At 36.4% G+C, this 18,089-nt stretch carries 10 protein-coding genes; 7 read left to right on the top strand and 3 right to left on the bottom strand.

Features of this window, described 5'->3' with window-relative positions; genetic code table 11:
• Positions 1-318: 318 nt before the first annotated feature.
• The 4 genes from N3F66_11795 (at position 319) to N3F66_11780 (ending at position 3,486) form a co-directional block, all read left to right on the top strand.
• Positions 319-1,314, top strand: coding sequence for a hypothetical protein (locus N3F66_11795; GenBank protein MCX8124825.1), 996 nt, complete (start codon positions 319-321; stop codon positions 1,312-1,314).
• A 444-nt stretch (positions 1,315-1,758) separates the two neighbouring features.
• Positions 1,759-2,271 (top strand): hypothetical protein, encoded by a 513-nt coding sequence (locus tag N3F66_11790; GenBank protein ID MCX8124824.1) that lies wholly within the window; start codon positions 1,759-1,761, stop codon positions 2,269-2,271.
• Between the two features lie 32 nt (positions 2,272-2,303).
• Positions 2,304-2,675: a tetratricopeptide repeat protein gene (locus N3F66_11785; GenBank protein MCX8124823.1), complete on the top strand. Its 372-nt coding sequence runs from the start codon at positions 2,304-2,306 to the stop codon at positions 2,673-2,675.
• Between the two features lie 292 nt (positions 2,676-2,967).
• Entirely contained in the window at positions 2,968-3,486 is a 519-nt protein-coding gene (locus tag N3F66_11780; GenBank protein MCX8124822.1) for an outer membrane beta-barrel protein, read from the top strand.
• Between the two features lie 40 nt (positions 3,487-3,526).
• Here N3F66_11780 and pyrE read toward each other — a convergent pair whose 3' ends face one another.
• Genes pyrE through N3F66_11765 form a run of 3 tightly spaced genes read right to left on the bottom strand, consistent with a single transcriptional unit; the run spans position 3,527 to position 8,774 of the window.
• Positions 3,527-4,087 carry an orotate phosphoribosyltransferase gene (gene pyrE, locus N3F66_11775; protein ID MCX8124821.1) on the bottom strand — a complete coding sequence of 187 codons (561 nt, stop codon included), beginning with the start codon at positions 4,085-4,087 and terminating at the stop codon, positions 3,527-3,529.
• Positions 4,084-5,385, bottom strand: coding sequence for a replication-associated recombination protein A (locus tag N3F66_11770; GenBank protein ID MCX8124820.1), 1,302 nt, complete (start codon positions 5,383-5,385; stop codon positions 4,084-4,086). The genes pyrE and N3F66_11770 overlap by 4 nt, the downstream gene beginning before the upstream one ends.
• 5 nt (positions 5,386-5,390) lie before the next feature.
• Positions 5,391-8,774: a methylmalonyl-CoA mutase family protein gene (locus tag N3F66_11765; GenBank protein ID MCX8124819.1), complete on the bottom strand. Its 3,384-nt coding sequence runs from the start codon at positions 8,772-8,774 to the stop codon at positions 5,391-5,393.
• A gap of 599 nt (positions 8,775-9,373) precedes the next feature.
• On the opposite strand from N3F66_11765, the gene N3F66_11760 reads away from it, so the two are divergent.
• The 3 genes from N3F66_11760 to N3F66_11750 all read left to right on the top strand — a co-directional run.
• Entirely contained in the window at positions 9,374-12,727 is a 3,354-nt protein-coding gene (locus N3F66_11760) for a helicase-related protein (protein ID MCX8124818.1), read from the top strand.
• Positions 12,724-15,594, top strand: coding sequence for a DUF1156 domain-containing protein (locus N3F66_11755; protein ID MCX8124817.1), 2,871 nt, complete (start codon positions 12,724-12,726; stop codon positions 15,592-15,594). The genes N3F66_11760 and N3F66_11755 overlap by 4 nt, the downstream gene beginning before the upstream one ends.
• A 24-nt stretch (positions 15,595-15,618) precedes the next feature.
• On the top strand, positions 15,619-18,089 hold a 2,471-nt coding region (locus tag N3F66_11750; GenBank protein MCX8124816.1), incomplete at its 3' end, for an AAA family ATPase.

Genomic DNA, 18,089 nt, shown 5'->3' with positions numbered 1-18,089 from the left:
ACAAAGTGTAATTAGTTGCATCATAGCGTTAAATGTGCAACAATATTTTTAAAAATTATAGGTACATCAAATACTACTATTCTCCTTAATAATCTACTATAGTAAAGATAAAGAAAGTAGTTATTTGATACATTATATGTATATATCTACATTAAGAAAAACATACTAAAAAAATAGCTTTGGGAATTTCCATTATTTTTTAGTTGAACCTGCATGAATAATTAGGTACAGTAAGCTTTTATAAGTTGACCTAATATACTACGCAATATATATTATATGTACTTAAAGTATATACACACTATAATAAAGGATCTTTTTATGAATATTGGTAAAAAGTTATTACACATGACATTATCATTTTTAGTTTTTTTCTTTGTAGCATGTGACCGCCTTAACATGTACGATATAGCAAGCGGAAAATCACGAACTGCCTATGCCATCGCGTTTGATGGAGTTGACTATACTCTTATACTGGCAAATTTATATTATGTAAAAACATTTAAACTTTCACCAGTATTAACAAATCCTCCATTAGACATATCTGTCAATAGAAAAGGTGAAGTTATTGTATTTGATGGCAGCAATACAATATTAATTCAAAATGATTTAACAACATGGGCTGTTGTAACAACGCAACCACCCAGCTATAATAATGTTATAGGACTTCATGATTCGTTTGTCTGTTTTGACATTACCAGTTTATACTTAAATCAATTATCTGAAAACTCTATATGGATTCAAACAGCTGGGCCATTCCCTGCAAATTCATTAGATATATTTAATGGATTTAATTCTGAAATATACATTGCTCAGCCAAATGCAAACGATGTAAATATTTATACTATGAATAACCCAGGTACTCCACTATTTACCGCAAATTTAGGTATTTCACTAACCAACTCATTTGGCGGATACAGAACTAAAAATTATTTTTATATATGGAATTACAACAATGCAAACTCCATATTCAGGATTACACAGAATACAACGAGTTCACTAAACTATACAACTGTTGTAGGAAATTCACTAATTGATGTTACGGTTACCGATGATGACAAAGTTTTTGTCATTGTATATGAAACAGGCCAATATTTACTCAAACAAATTATCTCTGATAATAATTATCCAACTCTTCACAATTTTGGCTCAGCAGGAAGTTTTAATATAGATTCACTTGACAGTAATCATTTAGTGATATCTTCAAAACTTGCAGATATAAATTATAATGGTCTTGTAATATATAATATTGATGACAATAAAATAGAAAAACATGTTACCACTACTGATGTTACTATATTATATGTACCACGATGACTATAGTAGAATTTATATTTCAGCATGACTTGCTGTGGTGTCATTGCGAGCTTGTTCCGGAATATAAACCTACTCTGACATTCCGGTCTTGACCCGGAATCCTGCTTACATTGAGATGCTGAATCAAGTTCAGCATGACTTACTCTGACGTCATTCCGGGCTTGACGCGGAATATTCACTCCAACGTCATTCCGGACTTGATCCGGAATCTTGCTTACATTGAGATGCTGAGTCAAGCTCAGCATGACTTACTGTGGCGTCATTCCGGGCTTGTCCCGGAATCTTGCTTGTATTCAGATGCTGAAACAAGTTCAGCATGACTTACTGTGGCGTCATTCCGGACTTGATCCGGAATCTTGCTTACATCAATAATCATTTTTCTATTGAAAACTAAAAACAACAACTGTATATTATCTTAATCAATTGTAATATTGGAAATTAGTCATGAAAAAATCTTTTTATTATAGTATTATCATTTTATTTATTATCTCATTAGTTTCTTCATGCTCTACTGTCTCCAATAATCAACAAAAATCACAGGTATATTCTTTTTCAGCTGATACGTTAACACTGCCAAAAAGCAAAGATCTTATCGATAAAACACCAACCTATGAAGTATATTTTGAATTGATTCAAAACACTCAGTGTCTAGATATAACTGTTATTGCCCAGGATAAAAATGGAAAAAGGGTGCGTTGCGGCTTTATACTTGAATCATTTGTTGATGTGTCGCATTTTCCAAAAAAACCTCCAAAGCCTGTTTACACTGAGCTAGCAAAAAATTTTGACATAAACTGGCGATTTCAAAGCAATATAAACGTTTGCAATGACACAAATGATCCACTCAAAAGGCTTAATAAAGGGAGCTATCGCCTTAAAATTACAGCATTTTCAAACAATTTTTACAATTTTACAATTGACATTACATCAGCTGTACCTGTGGAGTTTCAAAAATAAAAAATTTTAACTAAATTTTACCAACAAATTATATGCCAAAGTATTACGATGACATTGAGTCTGAAGACCTGTATGAAATGGCGCTACAGTGGGCATCACAGGGATTCTATGACAAAGCTATTGAGCTTATAAAAAAGTCAATAAAGCTCAATCCAAACTTTATTGGAGCGTATATTGACCTTGCACACTATTATGCAAAAAAGCAACGCTATAATGAAGCATTTCATGTTTTAAAAAAAGCATCAAAGATAGATACGCAATTTCATCGCTTAAATTACCTTATGGCAAAATATGCCTATAAAAGCGGCGATTACATTGCAGCAAAAAAATATATAGACAGAGCCATAGAGCTATCACCTCAAAAGCTGTATATTAAAGCTAAAGCTGTTATTACAAAAAAATAATATTTTTTTCATATATTTTTACTTTGAGCCAAAAAGCCCACATGAATAAAAGAGTATGACTTTACTAACTTATTTATGAATATTAATCCATTAACATTATACATGAAAGAGCACGCTCTCGTTGATATTTTTTGAGTAGAATGCATGTAGCGTTGACAAATAATTACATGTATGTTAAATAATATGTATTTATAGTATTATTTGGTTTGTAAAAAATAATTTGTGCTTGATTTATTTATATTCTACTGTTAATTTAAAAAACATTTAAACACACTTAAATTCAGGAGGTTGTATGAAAAAATTATTACTGGTGTTACTGGTGGTTTTTACAGCTTCAAGTGTATTTGCTGCTGGTATAGGCATCAAAGGCGGCTACAGTAAGATGTATGATGACTACGCAGATGCCTATGACGATACCTGGAACTTTGGTATTGTTTTTGACATGGGAACTTTTTTATTCAATAATCTGCAGTTTAGGCCAGGTATTGATTTTCTTTCATTGGAAAACGAAGATGCCAATTTTGAATATGCTGATGTATATGGCATACATTTAGACTGGTACTGGTTTTTCATGGGCAAAAAACAGTTTTCACCTTTCTTGGGTTTTGGTCCAGCATTGAACTACTATAACTTTGAAGATGATTCATCTAAGGGTGACTCTGATGCTGGTCTTGAAGGATTTGCAGGTATTGATTTTGATTTAGCAGGCCCCTGGAAACTCATGGTTGAGTTGCGTTATTTATGGCACGATATTGCTGACAGAGATTCAACAATTGTAAAACTTAACGTTGGATTGCTGTACTACTTCTAATTATTACAATAAGGGGCGACAATTGCGCCGCCCCTTATTTTTATGCCAACCTTCTTTTATCAAAATCAGATCGCGTAAACAAAGAAAAAACTTTAATACCTTTTTCCTCTATTGCTTCCCGGCCACCTTCTTGGCGGTCAATAATAACTGCTGCTGCAATTACGTTTAGTCCTGATTCAGTAAGCCGTTCAATTGCGGTGATTGTTGATCCACCGGTTGTGATAACATCATCAATGGCTATGACATTTTTTACGCCAGATGTATTGCCTTCGATCCACTTTTGCGTACCGTGCTTTTTTGGCTCTTTACGTACAATAAGCGGATACAGCGTTTTACCATGATTATAAGCTTCCATTGCCGTTGATAGGGAAATGGGATCAGCACCAAGTGTAAGTCCTCCAAGAGCATCTGCATTTAAATCTTTTATTAATGCATACATACATTTTCCTATTAAGATACAGCCTTCGGGGTCAAGTGTTGTAGCCTTACAGTCAAAGTAGTAGGGGCTCTGCTTTCCGCTTACCAGTGTAAACGGTGGATTATCCCTGTACATAAATGATTTAGTAAACAGCAGTTCAAACAATCGTTCCTTGTGGTTCATGCATCATTCTCCTTTTTATACTTTTTTGGCCACAGTTTTGCCAACCATTGTTTTATATTCTTTTCATTCCCTTCTTCAGATGGTTCGTAAAAAATCAAATCTTTTATTTTTTCAGGTAGATAGACCTCATCAACAAAATGCCCGGGATAATCATGAGGGTATTTGTACCCTTTTGCATATCCCAACTGCTTCATAAGTTGAGTGGGAGCATTGCGCAGATACAGAGGAATTTCGTGTAGCTGTTGTGATGCCACTTCTTTTGCCCGCACCAGAGCCATATACGATGCATTGCTTTTAGGACAGCTTGCCAAAAATGTTGCCATGTGGGCAAGGATTATCTCACATTCTGGTAACCCTACATTTTTTACTGCAAGCATCCCGGATGTAGCAACCGTAAGTGCTAACGGGTAAGCATTGCCCACATCCTCTGATGCAAAGATTACCATACGGCGAGCAATAAACTCAGGATCCTCACCTGCAACAAGCATCCTTGCAAGATAATACACGGCAGCGTTGGGATCAGAGCCGCGCAATGACTTGATAAACGCAGAAATTGTATCGTAATGTTTGTCGCCTGCTTTGTCATAGGCAATGCTCTGTTCTTTGTAAGCTTCAAAAATTGTGTCTTTGTCTATTGTACCTGTGTCTTTTAAAAACACGGCTGCTTCAAGAATATTGAGCGCACGACGTGCATCACCCATGGCAAGCTGTACCAACACATCTAATGCATCAGCATCAAGCGTTATGTTTTTGTGCGATAGTTCCTGGTCATTGGCCAATGCATTAGTAACTATCGCCCTCAAATCATCTTCTGTGAGAGGATACAGCCGAAGCACTCGAGTGCGCGATAAAAGTGGCGCTATGATACTGAATGACGGATTTTCAGTAGTTGCACCAATTAAGACGATGTCACCGTTTTCAACTGCACCAAGTACTGCATCCTGCTGTGCCTTGTTAAAGCGGTGAATTTCATCAATGAAAAGAAGTGTTTGCACACCTGCTGCACGATTGGCTTTGCCTTTATCGATGACCTTGCGCACATCAGCAACTCCTGCTGAGATTGCACTGATAAAGTAAGAATCCATGTTGCATGCATTGGCAATACAATGCGCAAGTGTAGTTTTACCTGTGCCGGGATCACCCCACAGTATGAGTGAAAGAGCCTTTTTCTGCTCAAAAACAGAATATAAAAGCTTGCCCTTTGAAAGCAGGTGCTTTTGCCCCATAAACTGCTCAATAGTTGTAGGGCGCATGCGCTCTGCAAGAGGTATGTACGTAGACTTGTCAAATAAACTCATATTGTTCACATGCTTCGCCGGTACATACCACCAACACTGTACAATGTACCGGTTAACTGTCCTAATGAACAATATTTTGCCACATCCATTAATGTTTCAAACACATTTTCATGTTGCTTCACTGCGGTTTTTAATTTTTCAAGCGCTTTGCTAGCTTCAGGATTCCACATTGCATGAAATGCCTCCAGTGATTGTAGCTGTATATTTTTTTCCTCCGGTGTTGCACGTACTACCTCATCTGGAACCTGAATAGGGCTTCCATCTTTTGAAAGGAAAGTATTTACACCAATTATGGGAAGTTCCCCTGTCATCTTTTTATTTTCATAGTACAGCGATTCTTCCTGGATTTTATTGCGTTGATACATGGTTTCCATTGCACCAAGTACCCCACCCCGTGCGCTGATATTATCAAATTCTTTTAGCACTTCCTCTTCCACAAGATTGGTGAGCTCTTCAATTATAAAAGAACCCTGCAGTGGATTTTGATTCTTTGCCAATCCATATTCCTGATTAATAATCATTTGGATAGCAAGCGCTCGCCGTACGGACTCTTCGGTAGGTGTGGTAATGGCTTCATCATACGAATTGGTATGCAGTGAATTGCAATTATCGTAGATCGCATAAAGCGCCTGCAATGTGGTACGTATATCGTTAAACTCTATTTCCTGCGAATGCAGTGAACGCCCTGATGTTTGTATATGATACTTCAGCAACTGTGAGCGCTCATTTGCGCCATACTTGTATTTCATTGCCTTTGCCCAAATCCTGCGGGCAACTCTGCCAATAACAGAATACTCAGGATCAAGTCCGTTTGAAAAGAAAAACGATAAATTTGGTCCAAAGTCATCAATGTGCAGGCCTCGTGCCAGGTAATATTCCACATAGGTAAAGCCATTAGCAAGCGTAAATGCCAGTTGAGTAATTGGGTTGGCTCCCGCCTCAGCAATATGATACCCTGAAATAGACACTGAATAGAAATTATTAATTTTATGTTTTACAAAGTATTCCTGCATATCGCCCATAAGTTTTAGTGCAAAATCAATTGAAAATATACATGTGTTTTGCGCTTGTTCTTCTTTAAGGATATCAGCCTGCACAGTTCCGCGCACCGTACGCAGCGTATGATTTTTTATGTTGTGGTAAACATCTGCTGGCAGTACCATATCACCGGTAACGCCTAAAAGCAGTAAGCCCAATCCATTATGGCCATCAGGTAATTTTGATGCGCGGTACACAGGTGGCACAGCATTTCGCTTATGGTAAAATTCTTCAATCTTCTTTTTTACTTCATCAGTTAAACCATGTTGCTGTATGTACAGCTCACATTCTTGATCTATAGCAGCATTAAAAAAGTAAGAAGCCATGATTGGTGCAGGCCCATTGATGGTCATGCTTACCGAGGTATTGGGGTCGGTCAATTTAAATCCAGAGTATAACCGTTTTACATCATCCAGTGTTGAAATTGAAACACCCGAGTTGCCAATTTTTCCATAAATGTCAGGGCGCCTATCAGGGTTAAATCCATACAGTGTTACGGAATCAAACGCTGTTGAAAGCCGCACCGCTGGCATATTGTACGAAAGATAATGAAAGCGCTTGTTGGTGCGTTCTGCAATACCTTCGCCTGCAAACATACGGGTTGGGTTCTCGTCTTCGCGTTTAAAAGGGTACACGCCTGCAGTGTAAGGAAACTGTCCTGGTACATTTTCTTGCATGCTCCATGCAACGATATCACCCCAGTTTTTAAATTTTGGCATACACACTTTTGGAATTTTTGTGTGTGATAGCGACTGTGTATAAGCTTTTACTTTAATTTCTTTCCCGCGCACTTTGTAGGTATAATATTCACCCTGATAATTGTTCTTTTTATCTTCCCACTCCTGTAATATTCTTTTGCTTTCCTCATCCAACGAAGCGTATGCTTCTTCAAATTTTTTCTTAAGATCATTAATAATCTTTGTATCACCGCTGTGCTGAGTATAATACTCTATGCTGTTTTTTAAACTGAAACAGTACTGTGCCTTCAGTGCTTCTTCATTTGCTTTGTGATTGTATTTTCTAATTGTTTCTGTAATTTCAGATAGATAGCGACTGCGTTCTGGCGGTACAATATATAAAATATCTTTTTTTTGTTTTTCAGCAACATAATTCAAAAACCGGGTGGTACTCTTGCTATTAATTGTTTCAATGAGATAGTTAAATAACACATTTACTCCATCATCGTTAAACCTGCTTGCGATAGTTCCAAAAACCGGCATATCATCAGGAGTTTTGTCAAACGCTTCTTTATTTCGCTGTACCTGTTTTTTTACATCGCGCAGTGCATCCAACGCACCCAGCTTATCAAATTTATTGATGACAACTATATCGGCAAAGTCCAACATATCAATCTTTTCAAGTTGAGTTGCTGCGCCGTATTCTGGCGTCATTACATACATTGATATGTCGCTATAATCAAGCACATCGGTTTGTGCCTGACCAATACCTGATGTTTCAAGCAATATTAGATCATAACCTGCAAGTTTCAGTATTTGTATTGCATCGTTAATATTGTGGCTTACTGAAGATTTTGAGCCACGGGTTGCAAGTGAGCGCATATACACATTGGGGTGATAGATGGCATTCATACGGATTCTATCACCTAACAGAGCTCCTCCGGTCTTCTGCCGTGTTGGGTCAACTGAAAGTATTGCAATGGTTTTGTCAGGATTTGACTGCTGAAAGCGCAGCACCAGCTCATCAATAAGTGATGACTTACCACTGCCACCTGTGCCGGTTATTCCCACAACTATAGTGTTATTATCTTTGGTCAACTTTTCTATGGATGCAATATCAGCTTTTACTGTATCACGGAAATTTTCACAGGCAGAGATTGCAGTTGCTATCGCCCTGATATTTTTTTGCTTTATTCCTTCAATATCAAGATGTGTAATATTGCCCACCGGGTAATCACACTTTGACAAAAGGTCATTGACCATGCCCTGTAGGCCCATTGCCCTACCGTCATCCGGCGAATATATTTTACAAATGCCGTAGCGTTCAAGCTCTTTTATTTCATGAGGTAAAATGGTGCCACCGCCACCTGCAAATATTTTAATGGACTGGGCATTGTTTTCTTTTAGCAAATCATACATGTATTGCAAAAATTCAACGTGTCCGCCCTGATACGAAGTAACAGCAATTGCCTGCACGTCTTCTTCAAGTGCGCTTTTTACAATTTCCCACACCGAACGATTGTGCCCCAGGTGAATGACCTCGGCGCCAGTGCCAATCATAATGCGGCGGAAAATATTAATTGATGCATCATGGCCATCAAACAGTGATGCCGCAGTGACGATGCGTACATGATTTTTTAGTGTATATTTTTGAATAATTTCAGGATGAGTCATAGAACAGCCAACCCCCATATCATTTTTTGTGCATTATTATAATACATATTACAATATTACAATAATATTTTTGATATGGGCAAGAAATTATGAAAGGGGGTACCATTTATCAATAAAATTTTAAATAATTATCTTTAACAATGCCTTTTTAAACCATTAATTTTTTATCTAAATTATCCCAATACATATTTTAAGCTGATATTAAAGTAAAAGAATTTTTATACTTTAGCTTTCTTTTCAATAATACCTACCATTGCATGTTGTTAATCATTTTGTTTTTAAAAAATTTTACAATCTATTACATTATAGATGGATCAATTGTTTTTGTATAACATTAATTTTGCTAATTTCTTTTAGTATCTGTACAACAAAAATCATATCAATAAATTAATTTTACATAGGGACACTATTTGTCACTAGTTTGTTATATATTTAAGGACGATGAAAAATTTATCAATAGTTATAAATGATTGTTTTTAAGACTAATTAATTATTATTTATTAAATTGTATTACAAATTTAATTGACAAAGAACGTAATAGTTTACATTCTTTAGGGATAATGTAAATATACTTTCTGAAAATTAAATTCACACAGTTTATGAATGAAACAGTTAATATAACTAATTCTATCATAGATGGAGATATTATTGAATCATCACATTGGCCTGAACCTGTAGTTGTAAAAAAAATACAAATCACTAATGAATATGTAAATATAGTTGGACAACTCACAAAAAGTGGAAATCTAATTGATCAGGTAATTCCAATTAGTGAATTATCTCAAATTAAGAACCTTTCGCAAACGGGCTCTTTATTTAGCGAAGCATGGAAAGTTTTTTGTGCCATTGAAGCATTACGCTACCGATTTGCCTCTATGTATGATCCATTGTTGGCTGTAAACGTATCAAAAGTGGACCCTTTGCCGCATCAAATTGAAGCAGTATATGGATACATATTGAAATATCCCCAAATACGGTTTATGATTGCTGATGATCCTTGTGCTTGTAAAACAATAATGGCAGGGTTAATTATCAAGGAGTTAAAATTGCGTCAAGTAGTAAAAAGAATTCTTATAGTTAGTCCAGGTCACCTCAAGGATCAATGGCGTCGCGAACTAAAAGAAAGATTTGATGAAACGTTTGAGGTTGTTGACCGCAATCGATTTGATGCTGTATACAGAACAAACATATGGGATAAGGAAAATCAAATCATAACTTCAATTGATTTTGCCAAAAGAGATGATGTGCGCCAAACCTTAGCAGCCACACATTTTGACCTTATCATAGTTGATGAAGCACACAAAATGAGTGCATATCGATATGGTGAAAAGGTAGATAAATCCGAACGATATAAACTTGGTGAAATTTTATCATCAAGATCTCATCATTTACTTTTTTTGACTGCAACACCTCATAAAGGTGATCCTGAAAATTTTAGGTTATTCCTTGATTTACTGCGGCAAGGCTTTTTTGCTTCCAATGAAATTATAAAAGAATCTATTGACAACAAAGATAATCCTTTATTTATCCGCAGGATCAAAGAAGATCTTTATGACTTTGATGGGAACCCCCTTTTCTTACCAAGGCATGTGCATACCATAACTTTTGAATTAGGAACAAACTCACCTCATGAAAAAGAATTATATAATGAGTTATCAAAATATGTTGAAAGCCAGTATAATTTGGCTTTATCAAAAAATAAGAAAAGAAATATAGCTTTTGCCCTAGTTATATTACAAAGACGATTGGCTTCAAGTACATATGCATTATTACAATCTTTGAAACGTAGAAAACAACGTTTAGAAGAACTAAATAATAACCCCTCAACAAAAAAGATATATGAAGTTAGTGATATAGATGATATTGAAGAAATGTCTGAAGAAGAACGATGGGAACAAGAAAATGAATGGGAGGTATTAAGTGCAGCCGAAACCGTAGAGGAATTAAAGAAAGAGATTGTTATAATTGATGACCTGATTAGCAAAGCTTTATATATTATTGAAAAAGAGGAAGAGATAAAGTTAAAAAAATTAAAGGAATCTTTGGAAGAGTTGAGTAAAAAAGTACAAGAACTACATAAACGAAAAATATTAATTTTCACTGAATCGCGCGACACACTAGAATATTTGAAAACAAAACTAAGTCAATGGGGTTACAAAGTTAATACAATTCATGGTGGAATGAAATTAGAAGAACGTATCCGAGCTGAGAGTGTATTTAAAAATGAAACAGAACTACTAATTGCAACTGAAGCAGCTGGTGAAGGTATAAACTTGCAATTTTGCAATCTTATGATTAATTATGATATACCATGGAACCCCAATAGATTAGAACAACGAATGGGTAGAATTCACAGATATGGCCAGACACGTGAAGTTTTTATACACAATCTTGTGGCAAGCGATACTAGAGAAGGACGTGTTATGACACGGCTATTTCAAAAAATTGAAGAAATTAAAAATGCTTTAGGTAGTGATAAAGTATTTGATGTTCTTGGCGAAGTTATAGACAATAAACAGTTTACTCAAGCCATGTTAGATGCCGCAGTAAACGCTCGCACTATAGATGAAATTATAGAAAGCATTGATTTCAAAATTGATGAAGACTATATAGCAAAAATAAAAGAAAATCTTGGACAAACATTAGCAACTCGTTACATAGATTATACACGTATTAAAGAGCTGTCGCAAAAAGCAAAAGAACAGCGGCTTATCCCTGAATATACTCAAAACTTTTTTATTAAAGCATTTGAAAAATGTGATGGCAAAATTAAACATCTTGACAATGGTTTTTTAGCAATTGAATCCATACCGTCTGAAATAAAAAAAATTGCGGATAATGAGGCATTTAAACGGTCTTATGGAAGCATTGTAAAAAAATATCCCGTTGTAACATTTGATAAAGAAGCTGCACAAAAAAATCCTGCTGCAGAGTTTATTTCTTTTGGACATCCTCTTTTTGAAGCTGTTTTACAATGGGTTGAGAATAACTTTCATGCTACGATTTTTTCAGGTGCACAATTTTATGATCCAGATGGCAATCTTGATGGACATATTCTTTTTTTTGAAGGTGAAATTAAAGATGGAACTGGAAGTATTGCAGGAAAGCGATTACTTTCATTTTATATAAACCAGGATGTTATAAAATCTATATCACCATTTATTTTATGGGATCTGGTTGAGGAAAATAACCCAACATATAATACTATTTCGATACCCGAATGTATTAACAAAGTCAAAAACCATGCCATACATAAACTAGAACTCTATAAAAACGAACTACTTGAAGAACGTAAACGCCAGGCCCAAATTAAACTGAAATATGGCATGAGGTCATTAGAATATTTAATAAATAAACTTGATTACGAACTAATTGACCTAAATGACCGAAAACACAAAGGAGAAAATGTAGATATTGTCATCAGAAATAAAGAAGACCGCAAAAAAGGATATGAAAAAGCTCTTGAAGAATTGAAAATCCGCGTTGAGCAAGAACAAAACCTTACCATGAGCATGCCACGTTTTCTTGGGATTGTGAAGGTTACACCATACCCGGGTAAAACTAAAAACGACGACATGACTAGTGATGAAGAAATTGAAGCTATTGGCATACGCATTGCAATGGAATACGAAAAAAGTCAGGGAAGAAATCCTGAAGATGTATCTGCGCAAAATTTAGGTTTTGACATACGATCAAGCGATAGTTCAGGAAATATACGATACATTGAAGTCAAAGCACGAGCAGCGATAGGTGATGTTGAATTAACACAAAATGAATGGTTTAAGGCACATCGCTTTGAAGACGATTATTATCTTTATGTGGTACTCAACGCATCAAAAAATCCCCAACTGCATATCATTAAAAACCCAGCAAAGACGATTGAACCGCAAAAAAAGATAGTACGATACTATATCAATATTGATCAGATTATCAATAAAGGGACAAAACAATGAATGACAAACGTTTCATTGAAGCCTCATTCCCTGTAAAAGAGGTGAGTGAAATTTCAGCTAAAGAAAAAAACATACGCCACGGTCATATAAGCACGTTACATATATGGTGGGCACGGCGACCATTGGCAGCAAGCCGCGCAACCGCATTCGCAGCACTTGTTCCCATGCCACAAGACCCACTAGAATGGCAAAATAAAAGAAATTTTATTATAGAGCTATCTAAATGGGAAAATTCAAACAACTCACAAATTGTTGAAAAAGCAATAAAAGAAATTTTGAAAGCAAATGGGGGTGTACCGCCCAAAGTCATTGATCCATTTTCTGGTGGAGGTTCGTATCCTCTTGAAGCGATGCGACTTGGATGCGCAGCCTATGCAAACGACTATAACCCGGTTGCCGTGCTCATTGAAAAAGCAACGCTTGAGTATCCACAAAAATTTGGGAAATTGAAGCTATTGCATCACAATATTGAAAGCAAAACGAGTATATCAAATAAACATAGCGAATCTAATACTTTGCCTTATGGCGATTATGCAGGTCATACCAATCCGCTTCTTGCTGCAGTACAATACTGGGGTAACTGGGTACTTGAAGAAGCTAAAAAAGAATTAGCTCAATTTTATGAAAGTCCAGTGAAAAACCAAACCCCGGTTGGCTATATATGGGCACGCACTGTTCCCTGCCAAAATCCAGCCTGCGCAATTGAAATACCTTTGATGCGACAGTACTGGCTGGCAAAAAAAGATAAAAAAAAGATTGCCCTGCACCCTGTGGTACGCGGTGCAGGTAACCCTGTTGTATTTGAAATTGTAGCGCAAGGGATAGATGGCTACAATCCATGGCCAAAAGGTTTTAACCCCCAAGAAGGAACTGTAGCGCGAGCCAATGTGCGTTGCCCTGCTTGCGGTGCAGTGATTGATGATAAAACCACACGCAAGCTGTTTCAAAGCGGCAAAGCTGGCGAGCGGATGGTTGCAGTGGTGTATACTCTTTCAAACAAAAGTGGCAAATACTACCGTCTGGCTACAGATGATGATATACGCATCTTTGAAAAAGCAAAGCAAGCGCTTGAAACTAAAATAAGTGAGTTGCGTGAAAAGTGGGGAATGGAACCAGTTCCGGATGAAGATATGGATCAGGATGACCCCACAACAGTTGCAGGAAGGGGTTATGGATTCAAAAAATGGGGCGATCTTTTTAATCCACGTCAAAAACTTAGCTTATTAGTTTTTGCTGATGCTGTGCGCAGAGCCTATGAAATGATGTGCAGCCAATTGCATACGATACCTTTACAACAATCACTAACAAACGCATATGAACCAAATAAAGATGAAAAGAATATTGAAGTAAAAACCACACTTGAGGAATTTGCAAAAGCGGTTACGGTGTATTTGGGGATTGGTATAGATAGAATATCCATTTACCAAACATCATTAGGATACTGGCATAATACACGAGAACTAATAAATCCTGGAATGGGTAGACAAGCATTAGCTATGACTTGGGATTATTCTGAGGGAAATATTATAGGTGGAAACGCTGATTGGTATTCATCAATAACTTGGATAATTAATGCTTTAGAACATATACTGCAAATACAAAGTTATTCATCTTTAAAAATAAACAGCAAATTAATAACACTAATGACAACACAATTTTCAGCAGTTAACCTCCCCTATCCTGATAATTATTTTGATGCAGTGCTTACCGATCCCCCATATTATGATAATGTAAGTTATGCAGTGCTATCAGATTTTTTTTATGTATGGCTCAAGCGCACTGTGGGACATTTATTCCCGGATCTTTTTGCAACTCCACTTACCCCAAAAAGTGGTGAAATTATTGCAAATGTAACTCTTCATAAGGATAAAGAAAAAGCTAAAATATTTTTTGAAGGACAACTATCGCTTTCATTCAAAGAAATGTATCGCATATTAAAGCCTGGCGGCATTGCTGTTATTGTCTATGCTCATAAATCCACTGCTGGTTGGGAAACAGTCATAAATGCCCTTTTAGACAGCGGTTTGGTTGTAAACGCATCCTGGCCAATAAATACCGAAATGCAGGCACGCCTGAATGCTAAAGAAACAGCTTCATTGGCTTCTTCCATTTACATTGTTGCGCGCAAGCTTGAGCGCATAGAAACTGGCTTTTACAACGAGGTTAAGGAAGAGCTGAAAAACTATATGAATCAAAAGCTTGATCGCTTGTGGGCGGAAGGCATTAGCGGAGCGGACTTTTTTATTGCCGCAATTGGATCAGGTATTGAAGTATTTGGCAAATATCAAAAGGTGATGGACTATGAAGGCACCATTATACGCGCGGATGTAATGCTTGAGGATATACGCAAACTTGCAACTGATTATGCCGTACGCAAAATTTTGCATAATGGCTTTGCTGCCGAAATTAACGAACTTACCCGTTTTTATGTGCTTTACCGCTGGGAATACGGCGAAGCAAAAGTGCAATTTGATGAAGCGCGCAAGCTAGCCACAAGCTGCGGGATTGACCTTACCCAGTACTGGAATAAAAATACTTTTATATTAAAAGAAAAAGAATTTGTAAGCACCCTTGGACCACAAGATAGGAAAATTGAAGAGCTGGAAAAATCAAACGAGCTTATTGATGTACTGCATCATGTGCTCATTTTATGGGAAAAGAGCAAACAAACCGATTTGCTCAAAAGGCTTTCTGAAAGCGGCTACGGTAAAAGCGAAGCATTTTACCGTGTGGCTCAGGCAATATCTGAATGTTTACCAGTAGACAGTAAAGAAAAAAAGCTTTTGGATGGGTTTTTGGCTGGTAAAGAACGATTACAAAAGAACATCGATGATAAAAATAACAATCAAAAATTATTTAATGATTAAACACTACCCTGTGAGGTAAAACGTATGAATGCATTTCACACAATAGCTATTCCACATAAAGACATTCTTGAAGGGCGGCTTACTATGGATATATTTGCCGCTGACCTTTGGGAGGCGTATCACAACCGTGGCCCTGCAGAATACAAAGATTCTGCCCTCTTTTTCCAAAAAACATATATGACAAAAGGTCTCACTAACCTAATGGAAATTATACTAAAGCGAATTAATGGCAAGGGTGGCGATCCAACAATACAAATCCAAACACCTTTTGGTGGTGGTAAAACTCATTCACTTATTGCAATAATGCATAAGGCAAAGGAATGGAATGCAAAAGTCATTGTTATTGTTGGTACTAATTTAAGCGCTACTGATACACTGTGGAGTATTATTGAAAAACAGCTCACGGGCAGTAATAAAATTTTAACTGAACGTACATCACCAGGTAAAGAAAAATTAAAACAAGTGTTACTACCTCATCAACCTCTTGTTATCTTAATGGACGAATTGCTTGAATACATCACAAAAGCAGCTGGCACACCAGTTGAAAGCAGCACGCTTGCTGCACAGACAATGGCATTTATGCAGGAGTTAACCGAAGTTATTTCTATCCTTGAAAAAACAGCCCTCATTGTGACGCTTCCTTCAAGTATAATGGAGCATTATGACCATGAAGCTGAGCGTTTTTACAGTCAGTTACAGAAAGTTGTAGGAAGAATTGAAAAAATTTATACACCGGTTGATGAATCTGAAATTGCAAAGGTAATACGGCAGCGGCTCTTTGTTACTGTCAATCATAATCAAGTAATAAATACTGTACAAGAATTTGTTAATTTTATTCAAAATGAGGGCATTTTGCCTGCAGGTATGGAAGCTACCGAATACAGAGACAGATTTATCAATTCATATCCATTCCTTCCTGAAGTAATAGATGTGTTATACCAAAGGTGGGGAAGTTTCCCAACTTTTCAACGTACTCGTGGCGTTTTGCGCCTTCTTTCACTTGTGGTGGCATCATTAAAAGATAGTACCAAACCGTATATTAGCCTAGCTGATTTTAATCTTGCAAACCCTGAAATACGACAGGAATTATTAAAACATATTGGCAATGAGTATAACAGCGTTATTGCTCAGGATATAACTGATGCAGAAGCAGGCAGTAAAAAGATAGATATAAGTTTAGGAGATGCTTATAAGGGATTACATCTTGCTACACGAGCATCAACAACGATTTTTATGTATTCATTTTCTGGCGGTTTGGAAAAAGGGTCATCGCTAGCCGAAATTAAGCGTTCGGCAACAACGGTCAATAATCCTGCAAGTGTGGTAGCTGAAGCAGTTGAACAGCTTAAAAGCAAGCTTTTTTATTTCCAGGTCCAAAATGATAGATATTTATTTTCCAACCAGCCAAACATCAATCGTATTGTTTTAACCAAAATGGAAAACATTAACGAAAAAGATATTACCGAATTAGAATTTGAATTACTGAAGCAGTCATTGTCAAATAGACGTTTTCAGGTATATATATGGCAGGAAGATACATCAGCAATAGCTGATAATGAAGACTTAAAACTTGTAGTATTGCGACAATTAAATCCAGAAAAAGTCATAACAATAATTAAAAATAAGGGTAATACCCCACGAGTTAATTGCAACACAATATTTTTTCTTGTTCCTCTTGAAATTGAACGGCAAGGATTTTTAACAACAATTAAAAAATATAAAGCATACCAAGCAATAGATAATGATAAAAGTTTGCCAATAAATGATGATCAGCGAAAGCTGATTAAAAGCGAATTAAAAAAATTGGAGTCAGATGTTAAAGAGTCAATTAGAAAATTATATAGGACAATTATAATTCCAACAAGAGATGCATACAAAGAAGATGACCTTGGCATTCCAACGTATGGAGTACAAAAATCACTTGATGAAGAAATTTATGAAAAGCTCAAACAGAATAATGATATTATTGAAAAGCTTGCTCCGCTTGTAATTAAAGAAAAATATTTAGGGAAAAATGAATACATTGTAACTGAGCAAATTGCCAATGCTTGCTACAGAACTCCTGGTGAGCCAAGGTTACAGGGCAAAATAATTCTGCAAGAAGCAATTACAGAAGGTGTTGAAAAAGGCCTTTTTGGTTTAGGCTTACTCAACGGTAATACTCCACAATGTACTTATTATAAAGAAAAAGCATCTGTTAGTCTCACTGGTAATGAAATAATAATTAGAAAAGAATTATGCGAAGAACTAATAAGGCAACAAACTATTACAACTACCACTACAACTACCACAACCTATCATGGTAGCACCTACACTGCTTCACAACCGGATGTAGTACAGGATCCTACCCATACTCCTAAAACAGAAACTCATGAAACATTACCAGAAGTCAATTTGCAATTCCAGATACCAAAAGGCAGAGCAAGTGATATTTTCAAAATGGTAACTGCTCTTCACTCATACTTCGATACCATTTCATTGCAAATTATAGCCCG

Source organism: Spirochaetota bacterium, assembly GCA_026414805.1.
In the GTDB taxonomy this organism is placed as follows: Bacteria; Spirochaetota; UBA4802; order UBA4802; family UB4802; genus UBA4802.
The sequence above is the reverse complement of the archived record's forward strand: the minus strand, read 5'-3'. Positions and strand labels throughout refer to the sequence as shown.